General features: G+C 67.1%; 16 protein-coding genes and 1 pseudogene. 7 read left to right on the top strand and 10 right to left on the bottom strand.

Annotated features, from left to right (window positions below):
- From Q0Q02_RS18170 to Q0Q02_RS18155, 4 genes are all read left to right on the top strand, one after another.
- A partial coding sequence (locus Q0Q02_RS18170) for an enoyl-CoA hydratase family protein (protein ID WP_293811449.1) occupies positions 1-597 on the top strand: 597 nt, incomplete at its 5' end.
- A 1-nt stretch (position 598) separates the two neighbouring features.
- The gene (locus Q0Q02_RS18165) at positions 599-1,807 is read left to right on the top strand and encodes an acyl-CoA dehydrogenase family protein (RefSeq protein ID WP_293811447.1); all 1,209 of its coding nucleotides are present in this window, start codon (positions 599-601) and stop codon (positions 1,805-1,807) included.
- Positions 1,808-1,866: 59 nt separating this feature from the next.
- Entirely contained in the window at positions 1,867-3,507 is a 1,641-nt protein-coding gene (locus Q0Q02_RS18160) for a benzoate-CoA ligase family protein (RefSeq protein ID WP_293811445.1), read from the top strand.
- Between the two features lie 46 nt (positions 3,508-3,553).
- The gene (locus tag Q0Q02_RS18155) at positions 3,554-3,979 is read left to right on the top strand and encodes a RidA family protein (protein ID WP_293811443.1); all 426 of its coding nucleotides are present in this window, start codon (positions 3,554-3,556) and stop codon (positions 3,977-3,979) included.
- Positions 3,980-4,144: 165 nt separating this feature from the next.
- Here Q0Q02_RS18155 and Q0Q02_RS18150 read toward each other — a convergent pair whose 3' ends face one another.
- From Q0Q02_RS18150 to Q0Q02_RS18125, 6 genes are all read right to left on the bottom strand, one after another.
- Positions 4,145-5,797, bottom strand: a complete 1,653-nt coding sequence (locus Q0Q02_RS18150; protein ID WP_293811441.1) for a GTP-binding protein — start codon at positions 5,795-5,797, stop codon at positions 4,145-4,147.
- Positions 5,797-6,699, bottom strand: coding sequence for a sulfate adenylyltransferase subunit CysD (gene cysD, locus Q0Q02_RS18145; protein ID WP_293811439.1), 903 nt, complete (start codon positions 6,697-6,699; stop codon positions 5,797-5,799). Before cysD ends, Q0Q02_RS18150 begins: the two co-directional genes overlap by 1 nt.
- A complete protein-coding gene (locus Q0Q02_RS18140; protein WP_293811437.1) occupies positions 6,696-7,505 on the bottom strand; it encodes a phosphoadenylyl-sulfate reductase in 810 nt (269 codons plus the stop codon). The genes cysD and Q0Q02_RS18140 overlap by 4 nt, the downstream gene beginning before the upstream one ends.
- A gap of 328 nt (positions 7,506-7,833) precedes the next feature.
- A complete protein-coding gene (locus tag Q0Q02_RS18135) occupies positions 7,834-11,487 on the bottom strand; it encodes an error-prone DNA polymerase (RefSeq protein ID WP_293811435.1) in 3,654 nt (1,217 codons plus the stop codon).
- Positions 11,484-13,028 carry a DNA polymerase Y family protein gene (locus tag Q0Q02_RS18130; protein ID WP_293811433.1) on the bottom strand — a complete coding sequence of 515 codons (1,545 nt, stop codon included), beginning with the start codon at positions 13,026-13,028 and terminating at the stop codon, positions 11,484-11,486. The genes Q0Q02_RS18135 and Q0Q02_RS18130 overlap by 4 nt, the downstream gene beginning before the upstream one ends.
- Positions 12,934-13,785, bottom strand: coding sequence for an ImuA family protein (locus tag Q0Q02_RS18125; protein WP_293811431.1), 852 nt, complete (start codon positions 13,783-13,785; stop codon positions 12,934-12,936). Before Q0Q02_RS18125 ends, Q0Q02_RS18130 begins: the two co-directional genes overlap by 95 nt.
- 186 nt (positions 13,786-13,971) lie before the next feature.
- Here Q0Q02_RS18125 and Q0Q02_RS18120 point away from each other — a divergent pair, with 186 nt between their 5' ends.
- Positions 13,972-15,417, top strand: coding sequence for a phospholipase D-like domain-containing protein (locus Q0Q02_RS18120; protein WP_293811429.1), 1,446 nt, complete (start codon positions 13,972-13,974; stop codon positions 15,415-15,417).
- Between the two features lie 88 nt (positions 15,418-15,505).
- Positions 15,506-16,303, top strand: a pseudogene (locus tag Q0Q02_RS18115) (endonuclease/exonuclease/phosphatase family protein); the annotation flags it as partial.
- Between the two features lie 371 nt (positions 16,304-16,674).
- On the opposite strand, the gene Q0Q02_RS18110 reads toward Q0Q02_RS18115, so the two are convergent.
- The 4 genes from Q0Q02_RS18110 to Q0Q02_RS18095 all read right to left on the bottom strand — a co-directional run bounded on the left by Q0Q02_RS18110 (position 16,675) and on the right by Q0Q02_RS18095 (position 22,896).
- Complete coding sequence (locus tag Q0Q02_RS18110) at positions 16,675-17,955, bottom strand: FAD-binding oxidoreductase (protein ID WP_293811427.1); 1,281 nt, start codon at positions 17,953-17,955, stop codon at positions 16,675-16,677.
- 106 nt (positions 17,956-18,061) lie between these two features.
- Positions 18,062-20,410: a molybdopterin guanine dinucleotide-containing S/N-oxide reductase gene (locus tag Q0Q02_RS18105; protein WP_293811453.1), complete on the bottom strand. Its 2,349-nt coding sequence runs from the start codon at positions 20,408-20,410 to the stop codon at positions 18,062-18,064.
- Between the two features lie 182 nt (positions 20,411-20,592).
- Entirely contained in the window at positions 20,593-21,609 is a 1,017-nt protein-coding gene (locus Q0Q02_RS18100) for an amino acid ABC transporter substrate-binding protein (RefSeq protein ID WP_293811451.1), read from the bottom strand.
- 102 nt (positions 21,610-21,711) lie between these two features.
- The gene (locus tag Q0Q02_RS18095) at positions 21,712-22,896 is read right to left on the bottom strand and encodes a MalY/PatB family protein (RefSeq protein ID WP_293811425.1); all 1,185 of its coding nucleotides are present in this window, start codon (positions 22,894-22,896) and stop codon (positions 21,712-21,714) included.
- Between the two features lie 704 nt (positions 22,897-23,600).
- Here Q0Q02_RS18095 and Q0Q02_RS18090 point away from each other — a divergent pair.
- Positions 23,601-24,698, top strand: a 1,098-nt coding sequence (locus Q0Q02_RS18090; RefSeq protein ID WP_293811423.1) for an HlyD family efflux transporter periplasmic adaptor subunit, incomplete at its 3' end; no start/stop codon positions are given.

The raw sequence follows: 24,698 nt of genomic DNA, 5'->3' as shown, positions 1-24,698 counted from the left end.
GTCTTCGAGATCATCGGGCCGCTGGTCGCGATGGAGACCAAGGACCTGCTCAAGTTCACCCGAATGACGGGCGAGCTGGTCAAGGCGATGCGGGCCTGCCCGCAGCCGATCGTCGCCGCGATCGATGGCGTCTGCGCCGGCGCCGGCGCGATCGTCGCGATGTCTTCCGATCTGCGGCTCGGCACCGCCGGCAGCAAGATCGCCTTCCTGTTCAACCGCGTCGGGCTTGCCGGCTGCGACATGGGCGCCTGCGCAATGCTGCCGCGCATCATCGGCCAGGGCCGCGCCGCCGAGCTGCTCTATACCGGCCGCGTGCTCAAGGGCGAGGAAGCCGAGCGCTGGGGCTTCCTCAACCGCATCTGCGCGCCGGAAGCCGTGCTGTCCGAGGCACAAACGCTCGCCGCCGAGCTGGCGGATGGGCCGACCTTCGCCAATGCCATGACCAAGCGCATGCTCGAAATGGAATGGGCGATGTCGGTCGAGAGCGCGATCGAGGCCGAGGCCGTGGCGCAGGCCCTGTGCATGCAGACAGAGGACTTTTCCCGCGCCTATCATGCCTTCGCCGCGAAGCAGAAGCCGATCTTCGAGGGCAACTGAGATGAACCCCGCCCCTCATCTCGGCCTCGACATCCTCGGCGATACGCTGGACTGGCCGTTCTTCGAGGAGAGCCACCGCGCCTTCGCCACGGAGCTCTCCGGCTGGGCCGATTCCTATCTCGCCGACCTGCCGCATGACGACGTGGACGAGGCCTGCCGGGCGCGCGTCGCGGCCCTGGGTGCTGCGGGTTTTCTGAAGGCTGCCGTTCCGGCGGCCTATGGCGGGCTCTCCGACAAGCTAGACGTGCGCACACTCTGCCTCGCCCGCGAGATCCTGGCCGCGCATGACGGGCTCGCGGATTTCGCCTTCGCGATGCAGGGGCTCGGCACCGGCTCGATCTCGATCGCCGGCTCCGAGGCGATGAAGCAGCGGATCCTGCCCGATGTCGCAGCGGGCAAGCGGATCGCCGCCTTCGCCCTCTCCGAGAAGGAAGCCGGCTCGGACGTCGCCGCCATGGCGACGACAGCGACACCGGACGGTAACAGCCATGTTCGCATCGACGGCGAGAAGAGCTGGATCTCCAACGGCGGCATCGCCGACCATTATGTCGTCTTCGCTCGCACCGGTGAGGCGCCGGGGGCGCGCGGGCTCTCCGCCTTCCTGGTCGAGGCCGATACGCCCGGCCTCTCCATCGCTGAACGCATCGAGGTGATCGCGCCGCATCCGCTGGCGACCCTGCGCTTCGAGGGCTGCCGCGTGCCGCTCGAAAACCGCATCGGCTTAGCCGGCGATGGCTTCAAAGTCGCCATGGCGACGCTCGACATCTTCCGCTCGACGGTTGGCGCCGCCGCGCTCGGCTTTGCGCGCCGCGCGCTGCACGAGACGCTTGAGCATGCCAATGGCCGCAAGCTCTTTGGCGGCACGCTCGGCGATCTCCAGCTCTCGCAGGCGGCCATCGCCGACAGCGCGGCTGAGGTCGATGCCGCAGCCCTCCTCGTCTACCGCGCCGCCTGGACCAAGGACCGCGGTGCGGCCCGCGTCACCCGCGAAGCGGCGCTGGCCAAACTCATCGCGACCGAGAACGCTCAAGCCGTGATCGACCGGGCCGTCCAGATCCATGGCGGGCTCGGCGTCACCAAGGGCGTCAAGGTGGAGGAGCTCTACAGGGAGATCCGGGCGTTGCGCATCTACGAGGGCGCCTCGGAAGTCCAGAAGGTCGTGATCGCGCGCGACCTCCTGAAATCACAGGCCGGAAGAGCAGATCGTTAGGGACGGTTTCGATCAGGCCGAGGGGACTTGATCGGATCTGGCTCCTGCAGGGGAACGCAATGACAGCAAGCGGATTCGCGAGATCGGGGCATCAAGACAGCTTCGCGCGGGACAACCTGCCGCCGCGCGAAAGCTGGCCCGATCTGAGAGTGGAAGAAGCAGGGCTCGCCTATCCCGAGCGGCTGAACTGCGTCGCCGAGCTGCTCGACAGGCACCTCGCCGAGGGGCGCGGCGACCGCACCGCCGTGATCGCCTCAGACCTGCACTGGAGCTATGCGGAGCTTGCCGACAAGGTGAACCGCATCGCCAATGTGCTGACGCGTGATCTCGGCCTCGTCAGCGGCAACCGCGTGCTGCTGCGCGCCGGCAACACGCCGATGATGGTCGCCGCCTATCTCGCCGTCATCAAGGCCGGCGGCATCGCGGTCGCGACCATGCCGATGCTGCGGGCGGGCGAACTCGCCTATCCCTTGCGCAAGGCGAAGATCGCGCTCGCCCTCTGCGACCATCGCCTCACCGCCGAACTGGAAGGCGCCAAGGCGCAGGTGCCGGGGCTTGCCCGCATCGTTGCCTTCGGCAGCGCCGACAGCGAGCTGGACGCGCTGATGGCGCAGCCGGGCTACGCACATTTCGAAGCCGTCGACACGGCGCGCGACGATGTCTGCCTGATCGCCTTCACCTCCGGCACCACGGGCGAGCCGAAAGGTACCATGCATTTCCACCAGGACATGCTGGCGATCTGCGACTGCTATGGCGCGCGCGTGCTGAAAGCCTCGCCCGAGGACCGCTTCACCGGCTCGCCGCCGCTCGCCTTCACTTTCGGGCTCGGCGGGCTCGTGCTCTTCCCCATGCGGATCGGCGCGGCGATGGTGCTGCCCGAAAGGGCCGGCCCGGCCGACCTGATCGACGCGATCGAACGCCACAAGGTCAGCGTGGTCTTCACCGCGCCGACGGCCTATCGCGCCATCCTCGACAAGCTCGACGGGCGCGACATCGCCTCGTTGCGCATCTGCGTCTCAGCCGGCGAGGCCCTGCCCAAGGCGACCTTCGACGCCTGGCAGGCGCGGACCGGCATGCCGCTGCTCGACGGCATCGGCGCGACCGAGATGCTGCATATCTTCATCGGCGCGCCGCGCGAAAAGATCCGGCCGGGCTCGACCGGGATTCCCGTGCCGGGATACGAGGCGAAGATCGTCGATGCCGAAGGGCGCGACGTGCCGGACGGCACGCCCGGGCGCCTCGCCGTGCGCGGCCCGACCGGCTGCCGCTATCTCGCAGACGCGCGGCAGGCGAATTATATCATCGACGGCTGGAACATCACTGGCGACACCTATCTGCGCGATGCCGACGGCTATTTCTGGTACCAGGCCCGCTCCGACGACATGATCGTCTCCGCCGGCTACAACATCGCCGGGCCGGAGGTCGAAGCCTGCCTGCTGACCCATGAGGTCGTGGCGGAATGCGGCGTGGTCGGTGCGCCCTGCCCGGATCGCGGGCAGATCGTGAAGGCCTATGTCGTGCTGCGCGAGGGCATCACGGGCGACGACGTGCTGGTCAAGGTGCTGCAGGAGCATGTGAAGGCCGGCATCGCGCCCTACAAATATCCGCGCGCCATCGAATTCGTCGAAGCCCTGCCGAAGACGGCCACCGGCAAACTGCAACGCTTTGCGCTCCGCCAGATCGCACGCGGCGAGACCTGATCCTCCTTCCAACAGAGCCTGAACGGCCGAAACCGAGGCGACACGCATGTCCGAACTTCCGCAATCCCGCGCCATCCTGCCCGAAGGCTGGCCGCAGCCGCGCGGCTATGCCAACGGCATGGTGGCGGCAGGCCGCGTGCTGGTCACCGGCGGCCTCGTCGGCTGGGACGCGCAAGGCGTCTTCGCCAAGGGCTTCGTCGGCCAATTACGCCAGACCTTCCTCAACATCAGAGCGGTGGTCGAGGCCGGCGGCGGACGCGTCGAGGATATCGTGCGCCTGACCTGGTACGTCACGGATATCGAGACCTATCGCGCCAGCCTCAAGGAACTGGGGCCGATCTATCGCGAGGCCTTCGGCCGGCATTTCCCGGCCATGGCCGTGGTTGCGGTCGCCGCGCTGGTCGAGCCGGAAGCGATGGTCGAGATCGAAGCGACGGCGGTGGTGGGCGGTAGCGTGCAATTGCCGAGATAATGCGGAGCCTTGGTTGTCATTCCGGGGCTTCGCGGAGCGAAGAACCCGGAACCCACGACCGGTGAACGGCTTGTCACGCGGCATCGGATATCTCACCCAGTCGTGGGTTCCGGGTTCGCGCCTATGGCGCGCCCCGGAATGACAAGGGGAGAAGCGTTTCCGCCTTCAAATTCCTGCGCCGTCCTGCAGCACTCCGACCGGCGCCTTCCGCCAGAGCCGCATATGCAGCGCCCGCAAGCCCGGTCGCAGCAGGATATCGCCGAAAGCCAGTGCCAGGGACGCCGCCGCATTGGCCGTCAACGCAAAGGCCGCCGCGAACAACCCCGCCGTGCTCAGGACGCGCCAGCTCACGCCGGCCAGCCACGCCTTGCGATCCGGCGTACCCCGTCGGCCCACGATGCCGACGACGCCGCGCTTCGCCCGCGCCAGCACGCCGCCTTCGCCGACGGCCTGCTGGACAGCGCCCTCACCCGGCTCGACGAAGCCGAAGGCCACGGTCTCATTGCTGATCCGGTCGATCAGGATGAAGCCGCCGAGCTCTTGGCTGCGAGCATAGGGCAGCGAGACCAGAGGCCGGTCCAGGCGCAGCGTCACCAGGCCGATGCCATTCATGCCCAGGCTCTGCGCCGGCAGCGGCTGGAAGCCCTCGATATCGATGCTGTGATGCAGCGCCTCGACCGTGGCATTGGCGCTCTGCGTCGCGAGCTTCACCACGAACTGGCCGCCTTCGAGCATGGCGCGCTCGCCGGTCCAGAGCAGGCGCGCCGTCAGGCCGCGACTGACGAGAAGCGCCGAGCCCGCCGCGGCGATGACATCGCCGCGCGAGATGTCGATATCGTCCTCCAGCGTCACCGTGGCGGCCTGGCCGGCGGCGATCTGGCTGGCCTCGCCCGCTGCGCCGATCAGGCGCGCGATGCGGCTGGTGCGGCCGGAGGGCAGCGCCACGACGGGATCGCCGACGCGGGCGCGGCCGGCGACGGCGGCGCCGGCATAGCCGCGGAAGTCGAGATCGGGCCGGTTGACCCATTGTACCGGCAGGACGAAGCCTTCATCAGCCGGCGCGGCGCCCGCGATCGCCACGCTTTCGAGATAGGGCAGCAGCGCCGGGCCGTCGTGCCAGGGCATCAGCGCGGACGGGCGCATGACGTTCTCGCCGTCCCGGGCCGAGACCGGAATGAAGCGGATCGAGACGAAGCCGAGACTCCGCACCGCCGCACGATACTCGGCCACGATCCGCGCAAAGACAGCCTCGTCATAGTCGACAAGGTCCATCTTGTTGATGGCGACCACGACATGGCGCACGCCGACCAGCGAGACGATGAAGGAATGGCGGCGCGTCTGCGGCAATAGCCCCTTGCGCGCATCCACCAGGATGATCGCGAGATCGGCGGTCGAGGCGCCGGTCGCCATGTTGCGGGTGTATTGCTCGTGGCCGGGCGTGTCGGCGACGATGAAGCTGCGCGTTTCCGTCGCGAAATAGCGATAGGCGACATCGATGGTGATGCCTTGCTCGCGCTCGGCCGAAAGGCCATCGACCAGCAGCGCGAAATCGGGCGCCGCGCCTTGCGTTCCGAACTTGCGGGAATCGCTGTCGAGCGCGCTGAGCTGGTCGTCGAAGACCGCGCCGGCCTCGTAGAGCATGCGGCCGATCAAGGTCGACTTGCCGTCATCGACCGAGCCGCAGGTGATGAAGCGCAGCAGCGAGTGCTGGCCGGTTTCGGAAGCCGCCGGCGCATCGTTGGCAGGGAGAAGAGTCTGGGCCGGTCTCGGTGCCTTCGGATTCTTCTTGGCCAGGTTCCTGGCGATGGCGAAGCCCATCAGAAATAGCCTTCCTGCTTCTTCTGCTCCATCGAGCCCGAACCGTCATGGTCGATGACGCGGCCCTGCCGCTCGGAGGATCGCGACGCGCGCATCTCGGCGATGATCTCGGTGAGACTGGCCGCCTCGCTCTCGACGGCGCCGGTCAGCGGGTAGCAACCGAGCGTGCGGAAACGGACTTGCCGAGTCTCGACGGTCTCGCCTGGACGCAGGTCCATGCGCTCGTCGTCGCGCATGATCCAGGCGCCGTCGCGCCGGACGACCGGGCGCGGCGCGGCGAAATAGAGCGGCACGACCGGGATGTTCTCCAGGGCGATGTAGTCCCAGACGTCGCGCTCGGTCCAATTGGAGAGCGGAAACACGCGAAAGCTCTCGCCGCGATGCTTGCGGGTGTTGAAGAGCTGCCAGGGCTCGGGACGCTGGTTCTTCGGGTCCCAGCGATGCTCGGGGCTGCGCAGCGAGAAGACGCGCTCCTTGGCGCGGCTCTTCTCCTCGTCGCGGCGCGCGCCGCCGAAAGCCGCATCGAACTTGTAGAGGTCGAGTGCCTGCTTCAACCCTTGTGTCTTCATCACGTCGGTATGGACGCGCGAGCCGGAGGTGAAGGGGTTGATGCCGTCCTCGACGCCCTCACGGTTGATGTGGACGATGAGGTCGAGCCCGAGCCGTTTCGCCGTCTCATCGCGGAAGGCGATCATCTCGCGGAACTTCCAGGTCGTATCGACATGGAGCAGCGGGAAAGGCGGCCTGGCCGGATAAAAGGCCTTCATCGCGAGATGCAGCAGGACGGCGGAATCCTTGCCGATCGAATAGAGCAAAACCGGCTTGTCGCAGGTCGCGACGACCTCGCGGATGATGAAGATCGCCTCCGCCTCGAGCTTCTGGAGATGGCTGAGCTGGATCATGCATGGGTCTCCGCCGGCGCGGATTTCACACGCGACAGCTGTCCGTCCGGCCCGACATGCAGGCCGCATTCCTTGGCCGCGTCGTCCTCCCACCACCAGCGCCCGGCCCGCTCCGGCTCGCCTGGGCGGATGGCACGGGTGCAGGGCTGGCAGCCGATCGAGACGAAGCCATGCGCGTGCAGCGGGTTGATCGGCACGCCGTTCGCTTCGGCGAAGGCAAGCGCGCGCTCGCGCGTCCAGTCGATCAAAGGGCTCGCCTTGACCAGGCCGCGTGCGACATCGGCCTCCGCCAGCTCCACGCCGCCGCGCGCGGCCGACTGGTCGGCGCGCAGGCCGGTCAGCCAGATAGCGGCGCCGGCGAGCGCCCGGCCGAGCGGCTCGACCTTGCGAATGTCGCAGCAGGATTTGCGGGCATCGCGCGAGGCATAGAAGCCGTTGATGCCGTTCTGGCGGACATGGAGCTCGAGCGAGTCATGGCGCGGATAGTACGGGCGGATCAGGATGCCGTAGCGCTCCTCGGTCTCCTGCCAGAGTGCATAAACTTCCGGAAAGAGCCGGCCGGTATCGAGCGTCGCGAAAGTGACCGGCAGCTTCGCCGTCGCGATGAAATGGGTCAGCACCTGATCTTCGAGGCCGAAGGAGGTGGTGAAGACCACCCGCCCGTTTGCTTCCCCGACGATACCCGCAAGGCGCGCGGGAAGATCCGCCTTGCCGAACGCTGCATCCAAAGCAGCCGCACGACGCGCCAGCAGTGCCTCTGCCGGCGTGGTCGCTGTGGGTTCGTCCGAGCCGAAGCCGTTCGCCATGGTTCTGGCCGCCTGTTCGGTAAATCGAACGAACCACTTATACCCATGGCGGCAAGGGATCAATTTACAGCAGGTAGCGTGTTTTTTCTTATTTTACTTCCATGGGAGAAGTTTGTTTTGGCGGACGTTTCCGACACCGCCGGGAGCGGTGCTCCGCCCGCGCAACCTTCTGGCCGTCATCCCGGACACGCCGCGGAGCGGCGCCGATCCGGGATCCATGCCCGAACCTCTTTCGGCAGCGCTCCGGAATGGATCCCGGGTCTGCGCTTCGCTTCGCCCGGGATGACCCGCGTGAAGATGGCTAAGACTGAGCGAAACGTCTGCGCTCTCAATGGAAATCCCGCGATTTCGGGAGGATGCGCACATTGCGCGGGTGGCGATGGCGCGGCAGCGGCGGGTTCTTCAGTTCGTCGACGGGCATCGGCACCTCGGCGCGATGCGTGTCCGAGAGCGAGAGCAGGTCGGTCGAGCAATCGGCAATGCGCTGGGCCATGAGATGTGTGACGCCCTCGACGCTTTTCTGGACCCGGCCCTCGACCAGCATCAACCGCGCGCCCATGACCTCCCGGCGGAAACGCTCGAACAATCGCGCCCAGATCACGACATTGGTGATGCCGGTCTCGTCCTCCAGCGTGACGAAGATGGCGTTGCCCTTCCCCGGCCGCTGGCGCACCAGCACGATCCCTGCCGTACGGACGAAGGCGGCATCGGGCTTCGCCTCGGTTTCCGCACTGCTCAGCACGCCCTCGCGCCGGAAGCGCGGACGCAAAAGCTGCATCGGGTGGCCCTTCAGCGAAAGCCGGACGGTCTGGTAATCGGCGACGATGTGTTCGGCCAGCGGCATGATCGGCAGCGCCATGCGCCGTTCCGAACCCAGCTCACGGGCCTGTGCGGCCTGGAAGAGCGGCAGAGCAGGATCGTCCGGCAGGCGCCGCACGGCCCAGAGCGCCTCGCGGCGATCCAAGCCGAGGGATCTAAAGGCATCGGCATCGGCAAGCAGGCGCATGGCGCGGGCGGGAAGATTGGCCCGACGCATCAGTTCCTCGACGTCGCGATAGGGGCCGCCCGCTTCCCGCTCTCGCGCGATGGTCTTGCCCCAATCCTCCTTGAAGCCGTCGATCTGGCGGAAGCCAAGGCGGAGCGCGAAGGGGTGTTTTTGCTTCGGCTCGCCTGCGCCGTTCTCAGGTCCGCGAGCCGCATTTCGAGCGGACGCATCGGCAGTCCCCCTCTCCTGTAAGGAGAGGGGCAGGGGTGAGGTGTCGGCCGCTGGACCAGTTGAGCGTCCCATTTCGGCGCCGCCGCAGTTAGCTTTCGACGAACCTTCCAACGGCCTACCCCTCACCCTGCCCTCTCCCTCCGGGAGAGGGTTCCCCGCGACCTTTTTGGCAAGGTCGCATGGATAAGAGCAGTTAGCTCGCGCTGCGGGTTGCTCATCATCAACCGCCTCCAGCCCGTTATCCCAGGCACTCTGGTTCACATCGACCGGCCTTAGCTCGACGCCGCCGTTCTCCTCCGCCTCCCGCACGATCTGGGCGGGAGCGTAGAAACCCATCGGCTGCGAATTCAGCAGCGCGGCAGCGAAAGCAGCTGGATGCCATCGCTTCAGATAGGAGGAAATGTAGACCAGCTTGGCGAAGGAGGCGGCGTGGCTTTCCGGGAAGCCATAGCTGCCGAAGCCCTTGATCTGGTCGAAGCAGCGCTGGGCGAAATCGCGCTCATAGCCGCGCGCGACCATGCGCTCGACCATCATGTCCTGAAAGTGATGGATCGTCCCGGCATTGCGGAAGGTCGCCATCGCCTTGCGCAGGCCGTTGGCTTCGATGTCGGAGAATTTGGCGGCGACCATGGCGAGCTTCATCGCCTGCTCCTGGAAGAGCGGCACGCCCTTGGTCTTGTTCAGGACTTCGAATAGCTCGTCCGGCCGCCCATGCTCTGGCGAAGGCACCGGGTAGGTCACCGCCTCGATCCCCGCCCGCCGTTTCAGATAGGGGTGGACCATATTGCCCTGGATCGGTCCGGGCCGAACGATCGCAACCTGAATGACGAGGTCGTAGAACTCCCGCGGCTTTAACCGCGGCAGCATGTTCATCTGCGCGCGGCTCTCGACCTGAAAGACGCCGAGCGACTTGCCCTCGCAGAGCATGTCGTAGGTTGCTTCGTCGCCATCCTTGAAGTCCGCGAGCGCGTAATCCTTTCCCCCGTTCTCCTTGATCAGATCGAAGGCCTTACGGATGCAGGTCAGCATGCCCAAAGCCAGCACGTCGACCTTCATCAACCCGAGCTCGTCGATGTCGTCGCGATCCCACTCGATGAAGGTGCGGTCGTCCATCGCGGCGTTGCCGATCGGCACGGTCTCGTCGAGGCGCCCGCGCGACAGCACGAAGCCGCCGACATGCTGCGAAAGATGGCGGGGATAGCCCAATAACCGGGTGGCGAAATCGACGGCGCGGCGGATCGTCGGGTTCGTCGGATCGAGCCCGGCCTGGCGGACGCGGGCATCGCCGATCTCGCTGCCCCAGCTGCCCCAATTCGTGTCGGCGATGCGGGCGGTGACATCCTCGGTCAGGCCCAGCACCTTGCCGGCCTCGCGGATGGCGCTGCGCGGCCGGTAATGGATCACGGTCGCGGCGATGCCGGCACGCTCGCGGCCATAGAAATCATAGATCCACTGGATCACCTCCTCGCGCCGCTCATGCTCGAAATCGACGTCGATATCGGGCGGCTCCTTGCGCTCGGTCGAGATGAAGCGCTCGAACAGCACGTCGTTGTCGGCGGGGTCGACGGCGGTGATGCCGAGCACGTAGCAGACGGCGGAATTGGCGGCCGAGCCGCGGCCCTGGCAGAGGATGCCCCTGCTCTCGGCGAATTCGACGATCTGCCGGATGGTCAGGAAATAGCGGGCGTATTCGAGCTTCCCGATCAGTTCGAGCTCCTTCGCCAAGAGCTTCTCGACCTTCTCCGACACGCCGTCTGGATAGCGGATCAGGCAGCAGCGCCGGACCAGCTCCACCAGCCAGTCCTGGTCCTTCCAGCCGGGCGGGATCGGCTCGTCGGGATATTCGTATTTCAATTGGCCGAGATCGAACTCGATGCGGGAGAAGAGAGCTTGCGTCTCGGCGATGGCTTCGGGCGCGTCGCGAAACAGGCGGGCCATCTCCTGCGGCGGCTTGAGATGGCGCTCGGCATTGGATTCGAGCAGGCGCCCGGCCCGCTCGATGGTGACGCCCTCGCGGATGCAGGTCAGCACGTCCTGCAGGTCACGCTGGGCGATCGAATCGTAGAGCGCGTCATTGGTCGCGATCAGCGGCGTGCGGGTCGCGGCTGCAACCGCCTTCAGGCGCGCGAGGCGGCGGCGATCGTCGCCGCGCCGGTGCATGCTGGCGCCGAGCCAGACTGCACCGGGCGCTGCATCATCCAGCCGGGCGAGCAATGCGGGCAGACCATCGAGGCTACGCCCCGGCATCAGGATCAGCAGCAGGTCGCGGGCATCGTTCAGGAGGTCGTCGAGGGCGAGATGGCATTCGCCCTTCTTCACGCCCTCTTTCAGATTGCCATGGCTGAGCAGGCGGCAGAGCCTTCCCCAGCCGGCACGGTTGGCGGGATAGACGACGATATCGGGCGTGCCGTCGGCGAAGACGAGGCGGGTGCCGGTCGCGAGCTTGAAGCATTCGGCCTTCGCCTTCATCGGCTCGGGCTCGATGGGATGATCAGCGAAATCCGGGTTCTCGACCCAGATATACTCGCCGGGGCTGCCGCCTTGCCTGACCTTGTCGGGCGCCGGCAGACCGTCTTCGCGCAACTGCTTCAACGCCGCCCAGGCGCGCACCACGCCCGCCACCGTGTTGCGATCGGCGATGCCGATGCCGGAGTATCCGAGCAGCAGCGCCGTCAGCACCATATGCGGCCCCGGCGAGGCGCCGCGCAGGAAGGAAAAATGCGAGGCGGCAGCGGGTTCGGCGAAGAAGCTCTCAATCTGATTCATGCGAAGAGCCCGTGCAGGAACCAGCGCGGCGGGGCGCTGTCGGCCTCGTAGAAGCCGACGCGGTAAAGCCAGAAGCGGCGGCCTTGCGCATCCTCGACGCGGTAATAATCGCGCATCGGCTCGTCCGAACCGTCGCGCCACCATTCGGGCGCGATGCGCTCGGGGCCTTCGGCGCGGGCGACGTCGTGAGTGAGGCGACGCCAGCGGAAGCGGATCGGCGGGCCGTCCGGCACCTCGGCGATGGCCTCGACCGGCTGGGGCGGCTCGAAGAGCTGGAGGGGGCGGGCCGGCGGTTCCTGCGGCTCGGGCGCGAGCCAGGGCGTTTCCGGCACTGGCGCGGCAGCCGAAAGCGCCTTGGCGGCGCGGACGGGGTGATGCGTGTCCTGCGCCGCGAAGCGCAGCACACGGTCGCGGCCGAAGCGGGTGACGAGCCGGTCGACGAGATCGGCCACCGCCTCCTCCTCGATGGCACGGCCGTCGAGGCTGTGCTGGGGCGTGTCGAGCGGCTCGCAGAGCGGCACGGCGAGCTTGATCGCATCGAAGCCGAAGCCGGGATCGAGCGGATCGGCCAGCGTCTCGATACGTTCGCGATAGAGCCGGAGCAGCGCCCCGGCATCGCGCGACGGGCGGCCGGTTTCGATGACGAGGCGGCGCACCGTGCCGTCGCTGCGGAAGAAGCCGAGCTCGAAGACGCGCCCACCCTCGCCACGCACCTCCAGCACCCGCGCCGCCTCTCCGATCAGCCTGACGACCACGGCCTCAAGGCTCGCCGTATCGGCGAAGGGCTCGGCAAAATGGCGCTCGACCACGCAATCGGGCGGCAGGCGCAGGGGCGTGATGCGGCGATCCTCATGGCCAAGGATGCGCCGAAGCTTGACCGCCAAGGCCTCGCCGAAGCGAGCGGAAAGCGTCTCGGAGGGGCGCTCCGCCAGATGATCAAGCGTCTTGAGGCCGGCGCGGGAGAGCGCGATCACAGTTTCGGCGTCGGTGTCGAGCGCCGCGGTCGGCAATGAACGCAGCAGAGCCTCCTCCTGCCCCGGCGGGACGATGCCGCCGCGACCATGGCGCGCGCAGGCGCGGGCAGCGTCCGGCGTGCCGGCGATGGCGGCCTTGAGCTGAAGGCCGCCGCGCTGCATGGCCCGCGCCGCCAGCGTGCCGAGCCCCGCTTCGCCACCGAAGAGATGGGCGCAACCGGTGATGTCGAGCATCAGGCCATGCGGCTCGTCGAGCGCAACCAGCGGGGTGAAGCGGTCGCAGAAACCGGCGAGCGCTTCGAGGAATTCGCCGTCCGCCTGCGGCTGCGTCTCCAGCACGACGAGATCGGGGATGCGGGCGCGGGCATCGGCCAGCGTCATTCCTCGGGTCAGCCCGAGAGCGACGGCGCGCTGGTCGCAATCAACGAGGCGCAGGGCGTTGCCCTGTATCTCGACCAACGCATGCGGCTTCTCAGCCGGCGCGCCGGAGGCCGGAATCGCGCCCATCCGCCGCAACCTGTCCGTCGCCAGATAGGGAAACCAGAGGGCGAGATAGCGGCGCGGCATGGCCTGTCCGGGAAGCTCGATCGGAAAGGCTGCGTTCCGCAAAGCAATGTCGGTCACGGTCCCACTCCACACGCCACTCACGCTCGGCCGCGCCGCCGCGCTGGCGCAGCAATCTCAAGGCGAAGGCCGGGGCGCCGGGCGCATTCGCCTCCAGCGCCCGCGAAGCGAACGCCCTCACCTGCCAGCGCGTGCGCGCTGCGCTCGGCGCCTCGGTCGCGGCTACGCGCAGCAGCAGCACCGGCACGCCCGAGGCTTCCGTCGCCAAAGCGAGGCGGCGGCTCGCCGTCAGATCGAAAGGGCGTGGCTCACCCCAGGGCTCGATCAGCACGGCACTGAGCGCCGGGCAGCGCGCCGCCTCGGCTCCGGCCCGCAGCACGCCCTCGCCGTCGCGCGCCCGCACCAAGAGCAGGCGCGCCGGATCGAGGCCGAGCTCGTTCAGCCCCGGCGCATGGAGCCGCCCGGCTTCGGCATCGACGAAATCCTGCCGCACCCAGAGGATCGGCCGGCCTGCTGCCTTCTCCTCCACCTGCCCCGCCCGCAATGCGAGGCCGAGCGCGAAGCCGGTCGCGGCGGCGAGATCAGCGACCTCGGCAGCGTAGATCTCGTGCAGTGCCGCCCGCGCCAGCCCGCCGTTCAGGGCCTCGTCCAGCGCAGGCACGCCCAGGCCGATCCGCCCGGCCGCAGCCGGGCCGCTCCGCAGAGCGGCTTCGGCAAGGCTGCGGCGCAGGTCGGACAGGGTCGATGCGGTTTCCGGCATGGGAGCACGATAATTGTTCTCTCTTTGTTCTTTTATAGAACGCTCCCCACCGGAAGGCGAGTCGAGTCTTCTGGCCATCCCCATGCCCCTGCCAGAGAGTGACGCGGATCAAGTCTCGTCCTTCACGGCCTGCGCCCGGACCGGCTGAGATGGCGGATCGAACCGCCGCGGGTTAGATTCGGCCGCATGTGGGGGATTCTCTCGACCTACTGGCCGCATATCCTCGCCGTCATCACCATCGTGACGTCGACCATCGCCGGCGCGCATGCGGTGATGACCAAGGACGAGGTGCGCGCCGCGATCGGCTGGGTCGGCGTCATCATCCTCTCGCCGATCGTCGGGCCGCTGCTCTACGCCATCGCCGGGGTCAACCGCATCCGCCGCGCCTCGATCCTGGCCCAGCGGCCGGGCCACGACATGGCGGCGGCCGACTTTCATGTCGAGGACGAAACGGTCGAGACGCATTTCGGCCGGCGCTTCCTCGCGCTCAAGACGCTCGGCGACCGCGTCGCCCGCCACCCGCTGACCACCGGCAACCGCATCGAGATCCTGGAGACCGGCGACGAGGCCTATGCCGCCATGCTTGCGGCCATCGCGGCAGCCGAGCGCAGCATCATCCTGGAAAGCTACATCTTCGACCGCGACCCGATCGGCTTGCGCATCGCCGATGCGCTGATCGAGGCGCAGCGCCGCGGCATCGCGGTGCGCGTCCTGATCGATGCGGTCGGTGCGCGCTATTCGGTGCCGAGCATCGCCGGGCATCTACGCGAGGGCGGGGTCGCGGTCGACGTCTTCAACGGCAACATCATCGTGGGCTTGCGGCTGCCCTATGCCAATCTCAGGACGCACCGGAAGATCATCGTCGTTGACGGCACGATCGGCTTCATGGGTGGGATGAACATCCGTGAAGGCTTCACGCGCGAATTCGCCGGCGATGCCTTCGCCCATGACACGCATTTTCGCATCGAAGGCCCGGTCGTGGCCGATCTTTTCGCAGTGGCGGCCGAGGACTGGAGCTTCGCCACCGGCGAGACGCTCGCAGGTCCCGCCTGGGAAATTCCGGTCGGGGTGCGCGGCGGCATGCCGGTGCTGGCGCGCGCGGTGCCGTCGGGGCCGGATGCCTATCTGGAAACCAATCACAAGCTCTTGATGGGCGCGCTGTCGGTGGCTCGCGACTCGGTCAAGATCATGTCGCCCTATTTCCTGCCGGACCAGGAACTGATCAGCGCGCTCGTCACCGCGGCGCGACGCGGCGTCGACATCGATATCGTGGTGCCGTCGGTCAACAATCTCGTGCTGGTCGACCGCGCCATGACCGCGCAATTCGACCAGATCCTCAAGAATTACTGCCGTATCTGGCGCTCCACCGGGGCCTTCGACCATTCCAAGCTCCTCGCCGTCGACGGCAGCTGGGCCTATGTCGGCTCCTCCAATCTCGACCCGCGCTCGCTGCGCCTGAATTTCGAGATCGACCTCGAAATCCTCGACCATGGTTTCGCCCGCGAGATCGAGCGGCGGATCGAGACAGTGATGGCGAGCGCGACCCCGGTCACGCTTGCCGGCCTGCGCGCCCGGCCCTATGTCATGCGTCTGATCGACAGGCTGATCTGGCTCGGCTCGCCCTATCTCTGAGTCAAGGCGGTCATCTCCCTGACGCCATGGATGCCTAAGCCGTTACCCGTCCCATCAAGGCGGGTCCGGCGCACGAGCCGGCGGAGCGATGCAGAAGAAGAACCAGAGCCTGCCCGCCAGCATCATCGCCTCGCTGCGCCAGCGCAAGAACCGCCCTGGAATTGCACCTGCGGGCGAGAACGGCCGCCCCAATGGTACGCTGGTCGCCTCCTACAACGTCCATAAATGCGTCGGCGTCGACGGCCGCTTCGACCCTGGCCGAATCGGGCAGGTGATCCGCGAGATCGCGCCGGACGTGATCGCCCTGCAGGAGGCCGACAAGCGCTTCGGCGCGCGCCACGGCCTGCTCGACCTCGCGCGGCTGAAGGAAGAAACCGGGCTCGTTCCGGTGCCCGTCGAAAGCGCCAATGCCGCAGCGCACGGCTGGCACGGGAATGTCGTGCTGTTTCGGCAGGGCCTGGTGCGCGACGTCCATCAGGTCTCGCTGCCGGGGCTGGAGCCACGCGGCGCGCTGGTCGTCGATATCGACCTCGAAAGCGGGGCGGCGCTGCGGATCGTCGCGGCGCATCTCGGCCTGCTCAGGCGCTCGCGCTCGCAGCAGGCCCGCATGATCATCGAGCTCATGCGCAGCCGGGACGAGCGCCCCACCCTGCTGCTCGGCGATCTCAACGAATGGCGCCTCGGCGGCCGCTCGGCACTGAGCGCGCTCGATGCGGCCTTCGGCACGATGCCGTTGCCCGTGCCGAGCTTCCCCGCCGGGCTGCCCCTGCTGGCGCTTGACCGGATCATCGCCAACCGCCCGGAAATCCTCTCGGACGTGGCGGTCCATGACACGCCGCTGGCACGCGTCGCCTCCGACCACTTGCCAATCAAGGCCTTCGTCGATCCGGCCTTGGCGGCGCTGCCGGCGAACGGCCCCGACCTCATGCTCATTGCTGCCGAGCCGTCATCCTCCGGCCCAGCGGCGCTGCGAGACAGGGAAACGCCCCTGCCGCCCCCCGCGCTGCCGCCCGGCAAGCGAAGCAAGCATGGTAATCGCGAACTCGTGCGCAAGGCCGGCGACCAGTTGAAACGCGCCGTGAAACGCACCTTGCGACGGCCGGATGGCCCGACCCGCTAGATAGCGTGGACAATTGCAGGATCGTTCCCGGCCACAACCACCCCTGTCCTTCCGGGGCGGGCCGAAGATTCGAGCCCAAAACCCATGAACACGACGCTTCCGTCATGGTCGGGCTTGTCCCGACCATGACGACCGGCTTAGCGCCCGCGGATCAGGTCCGCGGCCTGATAGCTCCAATAGGTCAACTGGACTGCTGCCGTGCCGAAGGGGCCGCCGTTCCAAACCAGGCCGAAGGGCGCAAACAGCTTGTAGCGGTCGCTGGCGCCGCGGATCGCCTCGGCGATGACGGTACCGCCGATCGCGGTCGTGTTCATGCCGTGGCCGCCGAACGCCGTGCAGTACCAGACGCCCGACCGATACTGGCCGATCTGCGGCATGAGGTGGCGGGCATAGGACATCAGGCCCGACCAGGCGGTCTCGATCTTGAGTTCGGCGAGTTGCGGATAGGTCGTGACCATCTCGTGGCGCAGAATCGCGGCGACGTCGCTGGGTTCGGTCGTGCGCGTGGTGATGCGTCCGCCCCAGAGGATGCGCGAGCCGCCTTCGACCGTGCGGTAGTAGTCGCCCGCGCGCCGATCGTCGCCGACGCCGGTGCCGATGCGGATGGCCGAGCGGATCAGGTCCGGCGCCGCTTCGGTCAGCAGGACATAGGTCGCGATCGGGATATAGGCGCGGCGCAAGGCCGGCAGTGCGTCGCCGGTATAACCGCCAGTCGTGAACAGCACCTGCTCGGCCTCGATCGTCGCCTTGGCCGTCTTCAACTGCTTCACGGCGCCGTCGAGCTCGCAGGAGATAACCGGCGAACCTTCGTGGATCCTGCCGCCGAGCCGGACGATCTCGCGAGCGAGGGCGCGGGCATAATTCAGCGGGTGGAAATGGAAGGAATCGTCGGCCGTCAGCGAGGCGTGGTATTTCGGCGAGTTGAGCAGCGCGCGCGTCTCGTCGCGGCCGAGATAGCGCAGCTTCCGGCCGAACCGCTTCTCCTGCGTGTCGCGCACCGCCTGCAGTCCGGCGCCGCCATCATAGCGCACGACCTTCATGATGCCCGGCGACGGCGCGGCTTCCGTGATGGCGAGACTTTCGATATTGCCGCGAACGATCTCGACGCCTTCCATGGTCAGGCGATAGAGTTCATCGGCATGGTCGCGACCGGTCTGGCGCTCGATCGCGGCGAGCGAGGTCGCATAGCCCGGACTGACGAAGCCGCCATTGCGACCCGAGGCACCCCAGGCGACGCGCTCAGCCTCCAGAAGCAGGACGGAGCGGCCGGCGCGGGCGAGATCGAGCGCGGCGGTGAGGCCCGCCAAGCCGCCGCCGACGATGCAGATATCCGTTTTCAGCGTGCCTTCGGCCGGCGGATAGCTCTCTCCAGTTGCGAGCGTGCGGCGGTAATAGGTGTCGATATAGGAGGAGGACATGCGATCTCGCGGGAGGCAGGCAGCGGATAATCAGGCGTAACAGCTCTTACGCGATCCGCCGCCGGTTTCCAGAGCAGTGGATCGCGGTTTCCCATGCCGTAATGGCTTATTCGGCGGCCTCGGCCGTGCGCGATCCCGGCGGATCGAAGGCCTGGATCGGCGGCAGGTTGCCATCGAAACGCACGACCTGAACCGTCGTGAGCTGGCCGGTGCAGCCCTGCGCCAGGGCCGAGGTGCCGATGTCGCGCGTCAGGACATTCGGATTGCCGTGGACGCAGAGCGGCTTGTCCTCGGTCGGGTCGACCGGATCGTACCAGGCGCCGGTCGGCAATTGCACGACGCCCTTGCGGATGCCGTCGGTGATGATCACGCCGGCGAGGCAGGCCCCGCGCTCGTTCGAGATACGGACGATGTCGCCATCGACGAGGCCGCGCGCGGCAGCATCTTCCGGGTGCATGCGTGCGACCTCACGGCCGCGAAGCTTGCCCTCGCTGCTATGGCCGCCGAAATCGAACTGGCTGTGCAGGCGGGTCCGCGGCTGGTTGGCGACCAGCACATAGGGGTTGGCGTCGTCAGGGACATTGCTGGCGCCGAGCCAGGTCGGGTGACCGGGGCAATCGGCCTCACCGAAGCCCGCAATGGTCTCGGAGAAGATTTCGAGCTTGCCTGATGGCGTCGGCAGCGGCGAAACATCCGGATCGGCCCGGAAGGCGCGCAGATTGCCGCCATCGTCCGGCTGCTGCGGCAGGTCGAAGCCCTCGCCCGCCCAGAATTCGGCGAAGCTCGGCGCCGGCAAGCCCTTCGCCGCCAACGCCGTGCGGGTCGGCTCATAGAGATGCTCCAGCCATTGCCGGGCGGTGCGGCCCTCGGTGAAGGCCTCGCCCGTGCCGAGCCGCTCGGCGAGATCGGCGAAGATCGCGTAGTCGTCGCGCGCCTCGCCATAGGGCGCGACCACCGGATGCATCGGCACCAGCAGCGGGTCATTGGGATTGCCGCCGATATCCTCGCGCTCCAGCGTCATCGTGCAGGGCAACACGATATCGGCATGGCGCGCCGTCGCGGTCCAGGCGAGCTCGTGCACGACCAGCGTATCGATGCGGGAGAAGGCCTCGCGCAGGCGGTTCAGGTCCTGGTGATGGTGGAACGGGTTGCCGCCGGCCCAGTAGACCAGCTTGATCTCCGGATAGGTCCGGGTCTGGCCGTTATAGCGATAGGTCGTGCCGGGCCCCAGCAACATGTCGGAGATCCGCGCGACCGGGATGTAATCGCTGATGGGATTCTTGCCTTGCGAGAAGGTCGGCATCGGCACGGCGTTGTAGCGCCGGCCGTAATAGGCGATCGCGCCGAGGCCGTAGCCATAGCCACCGCCCGGCAGGCCGATCTGCCCGAGCGCCGCCGCGAGCACCATGCCCATCCAGACCGGCTGCTCGCCGTGGGTGGCGCGTTGCAGGGCATGAGCCACGACGATGAGCGCGCGCTTGCCATGCAGGCGCTTCGCCAGCGCCTCGATCTCTTCGGCCGGCAGGCCAACGATCGGTGCAGCCCAGGCCGCGTCCTTGGGCTGGCCGTCGGCCTCGCCCAGCAGGTAGCGCTCGAAGACCGGCCAGCCGACCGTGTAGCGGTCGAGGAAGGCGCGGTCGTGCAGGCCGCTGACCACGAGCGTATGGACCAGCGCCAGCATCAGCGCAGTATCGCTGCCGGGCTTGTTCGCGACCCAGTCGGCGCGGGCTCCGGGAGGCAGGTCCTCACGCAGCGGGCTCACCAGCACGAATTCGCAGCCGCGCTCCTGCGCCCGCTCCATCGCGCCGCGCTCGACATGGCGGCTGGTGCCGCCGCCGGCGACCATGCTGTTCTTCAGCGCCATGCCGCCGAAGGCGAGCACGATCTCGCTGTGATCGGCGATCTGCTCCCAGGAGACGTTGCGCTTCACCAGGTCCTCGTAATCGCCGATGATATGCGGCACGAGGACGGAGGACGCGCCCGAGGAATAGCTGTTGACCGACTTCACATAGCCGCCGGTCGAGGTGTTGAGGAAGCGGTGGATCTGGCTCTGGGCATGGTGGAAGCGCCCGGCGCTGGCCCAGCCATAGGAGCCGCCGAAGATCGCGCTGGGGCCGTGATCGTCGCGCACGCGGCGCAGCTCGGCGGCAAGCTTGTCGAGCACCGCCGACCAGGACATCGGCACATAGTCGTCGCTGCCGCGACGGCTATCGGGACCGGGGCCGTTCTCCAGCCAGCCGCGACGGACCATGGGCTGGGCGATGCGGGCGCGGTGGCGCAGGGCTGCCGGGAAGTTCTGGATGATCTCGTTGGGGTCGGGATCGCCCTCATGCGGACGGACTTCGAGCTCACCGTTCTTCATGCGCGCCGAGAACACGCCCCAATGCGAGGTATGCGGGCGGAACGCCTCGCTTTCGGTCACAGCTTCGCCTGCCGGAACGATCGGAGCCGCCATCGCCTTCACCCTCACCTTTTCGGACTGAAACAGCCTTGTCTTCATTCCGCCTGTCCGCGGCGGATCGCAAGGGGTTTTCGCGGATTGCCGGCAGGCGCGGCACGCTTGGCCGGATGCAGAAAGGCCCGGCTGCTTGGCGCAGCCGGGCCTTTCCTCAGGTCGTGAAACCGTTCGCGCCGCGCTTAGCGGATCGGCGCCGCGTACATCAGGCCGCCATTGTTCCAGAGCGCGTTCTGGCCGCGCGCGATCTTGAGCAACGAGCCCTGGCCGAGATTGCGCTCGAACATCTCGCCGTAATTGCCGGCCGCCTTGATGGCGTTATAGGCCCAGTCGTTCTTGAGGCCGAGCGCCTCGCCGAAGGTGCCTTCCTTGCCGAGCAGGCGCTTGATCTCGGGATTGTCCGACTTCTCGCGCATTTCGTCGACATTCGCCTGGGTTACGCCGAGTTCCTCGGCCGTGACCTGCGCGAAATGGACCCAGGTGACGATGTCGAACCACTGGTCGTCGCCGTGACGGGTGACGTAGCCCAGCGGCTCCTTCGAGATCGTCTCGGGCAGCACGATGTGATCGGCCGGCGACTTGAAGCGCATACGCTCGGAATAGAGGCCGGACGCGTCCGTGGTGAAGGCATCGCAGCGGCCGCTCTCATAGGCCTCGGTCGCCTCGTTGTTGGTCGCGAAGGTCACCGGCTCGAACTTCATGTTGTTCTTGCGGAAATAGTCCGCGGTGTTGAGCTCGGTCGTGGTGCCCTGCTGGATGCAGATCGAGGCGCCGCTGAGCTCCTTCGCCGATTTGATGTTCAGCGACTTCTTCACCATGAAGCCCTGGCCATCATAGTAATAGGTCGCGCGGAAGTTCTGGCCGAGCGTGGTGTCACGGCTCATGGTCCAGGTCGTGGTGGCGGCGATGAGATCGGTCTCGCCCGACTGGAGCGCCGTGATCCGGTCCTTCGACGGCAGCTGGATGAACTTGACCTTGGATTTGTCGCCGAAGACAGCAGCAGCGAGCGCCCGGCAATAGTCGGCATTGATGCCGGTCAGGACACCATTCGCATCGGGAACGGCGAAGCCAGCGAGATTCGCGCCGGTCCCGCAGTTGAGGACGCCGCGCGACTGGATGGTCTTCAGGGTCTGCGCCTCCGCCGAAACCGAAACGGCGCAAACGACAGCGGCGGCAAGCGCCAGGGTCAACTTCATAATTCCATCCCCATATTACGGTAGTGCCGACGATGTTCCACGCGGCCCGGCTTCCGTCAATCGGCAGCGCGGGCCTATCCGTTCCGAAGCTTCCGCAGCGGTGGTTTATTGCAGATCGGCGAAGGCGAGCTTCAGGCGCTCGACAGCTTCCTCGACGACACAGCGCGGCGTCGCCAGGTTGAAGCGCAGGAAGCTCCCGCCGCCCTTGCCGAAGGTCGGGCCGTGGTTGACGGCGATCCTGGCCTGCTTCTCGACGCGGCCGGTGAACTCGGCCGGATCCATCCCCGTCCCGGAGAAATCCGCCCAGGCGAGGTAGGTCGATTCGAGCGGCATGGAACGCACGCCCGGAATCGCGTCGATCCCGGCATCGAAGATGCGGCGGTTGCCGTCGAGATAGAGATTGAGCGCATCGACCCAGGCCGCACCCTCCGGGCTGTAGGCGGCGGTCGCCATCGCCATGCCGAAGGAGTTCGGGGAGATGCCGAGCGCATCCATGCGCCCGCGGAACAGCGCCCGCAGCCGCTCGTCGGGAATGATGACGTTGCCGATATGAGCACCGGCGATGTTGAAGGTCTTGGTCGTCGCCGTCATCATGACCAGGCGGTCCATGATCTCGGGCGCCGCGACCGGCATCACCGTGTGCTTCTGGCCGGGCATGACCAGGTCGTGGTGGATCTCGTCCGAAACCAGGATCAGGTCGTGGCGCTTGCAGAAATCGGCGATCGCTCGCAGCTCGTCGCGCGTCCAGACACGGCCGCCCGGATTATGCGGCGAGCAGAGGATGAGCATGCGCTCCTTGCCGGTCATCGCGGCGTCCCAGGCGGGAATATCGAGGACGTAGCGCCCCTCTTCCAGCGCCAGCGGGCATTCGACGACATGGCGGCCGGACGCGGTCACGATGCGCGCGAAGGCATGGTAGACCGGCGTCATCAGGACGACGCCATCGCCCGGCTTGGTATAGGCCTCGACGCAGAGCGCGGTGCCGTTGACGAGGCCATGCGTGGTGAAGACCGAAGTGGGCTCGACCTCCCAGCCGTGCCGGTTCAGCATCCACCAGCGGATCGCGGCGAGATAGGCCCGGTCATCGCCGAAATAGCCGTAGATGCCGTGGGCATTCATGCCGTCGAGGGCGTGCTGCACGCAGGCCGGCGGGCGGAAATCCATATCCGCGACCCACATCGCGATGCCGCCATCGGCCGGCACGCCGTAGACGGTTTCCATCTTGTCCCACTTGGCCGAATGGGTGCCGCGGCGATCGATCCGCTCGTCGAAATTGGGAGAGAACTGCATGAGGCCCTGCCGGCTGGAACGGAGAATATCTTTCCCCTAGCAGGTCCTGCGAGAGAACACAGCCACTGCCGGATGCAACCCGGGAGGACCAAAGGCGCATTTGTCGTCAGGCAAACAGACGCGGAACGGCGTGCCCGGATATCGCGGAGAGAGTTCGGGGAGACGCATCACCCACACAGTGTCGCGAGCGCGAAAGAATCTGATTTTCTTATCCGGGCTTCAAAAAGCGCTCTGCCGATCGCCCCCGCACCGGCCAGCGGATTTCGAAAGGCAGCATCAGCTAGCTGACGCCAGACCGCTACGGTACCGGCACCAAAAACCAGAACGTAAATCTTCCGTATAGACAGTTGAACGCCTCCACTTCATCGTTTGTTTCCGCTGTTCTTGGGTTCGGGTTCGCGAAAGCGGCGGTTTAAGCTTTAGGAAATTGCTCTGCCCAATCGTTCCGTTCGACAGCCGGGACGCAGCAAATGGCCCATCAAGGTCTACATTCCAAGACATCCGAAGCGAAATCCGGCGCGGGCGACGCGAAGCCGGACCGGGCTTCGGCCGAGATTCACGAGGCAGCTTCCCCAGCTGCCGCGGCCAGCAGCGCGGAACACCAGGACGCTCGCGCCCTGCAGAGCCGGCTGAAACAATATGTCGACGGCGCCGAGCCCAGGCCCGAGGCCGGAAGCGCTGCTTCGCAGCCGGTGTGGCGACCTGTGCTGACGCCTCCCGTCCGGCGGGCGGGCAAGGTCTTGCTCGGGGCAGCGGTTGTCGCCGCCTTCGGGCTGGTGCCTTTGCGCACGCTGCTACAGACATCGAGCGTCGAGGCCGTGGTCAATGCGCGTCTGATGACGCTGCGTTCGCCCATCGCGGGCGAGATCGTCGCATCGCCGGCGGAGCTGGCCGCTTCCACTGCCCTCGCGCAGGGCTCGACCTTGCTCCGTATCGTCAATCCGCGCGCCGATCGCGGCCGGCTCGACGAGCTGGAACAGGCGCTCGCCAAGCTGGCGAGCCAGCGGGAGACACTGAACACCAAGCTCGCCACCGCACAAGCTGCGGAAACCGATCTCGACCGGCAGGCCGAGGCGTTCAGGCTGGGCCGGATCGAGCAATTGACCGCAAGGACTGCCGAGCTCGAAAGCCTGATCGGCGTCGCTGTTGCCAGGCGCGAAGAGGCCGCCGCCGCCTATGGCCGGGCCGTGGCGCTGGCGCGAACCGGGAACGTCACGGCCGCCGAGTTCGACCGCCTGTCGCGCGAGGTCGCGATCGCGACGGGGACGGAAACCTCGACGCGCCATCGGCTTGCAGCGGCAAAGGTCGAGCTGGCCGCAGCGCGCAACCGGATCTTCCTCGGCGACAGCTACAATGACCGGCCGAGCTCGGTGCAGCGCGGTGACGAGATGCGCCAGCGCATCGCCGATCTCCGTTCGGAGCTGGCGGGCCTCGACGCGGAAGCGAAACAGCTGGAAGCCGCGCTCGCCACAGCGCGCAGGCGCTACGAGACCCAGTCGGACGTCGCGATGACGCTTCCGGTGACCGGGCGTATCTGGGAAGCGATGGTCTCTCCCGGCGAGCAGGTTCGCGTCGGCCAGGATCTCGCCCGATTGATCGATTGCTCGACAGCGGTCGTGACGGCGAACGTCACGGAGTCCGTCTATAATCGGCTCTCGGTCGGCAGCCCTGCCCGTTTCATTCCGGCCGATGGCGGCAATGACCTGCAAGGCAAGGTCGTCAACCTGACAGGCCGCGCCACCGCGGCCGCGAATCTCGCGATCGAACCTGCCGTGCTGAGCAAGGAACCTTACCGGGTCACG

This window comes from uncultured Allobosea sp. (genome assembly GCF_945956895.1).
GTDB lineage: Bacteria > Pseudomonadota > Alphaproteobacteria > Rhizobiales > Beijerinckiaceae > Allobosea.
Note: the sequence above shows the minus strand (reverse complement) of the source record. Positions and strands in the feature narration are given on the sequence as shown.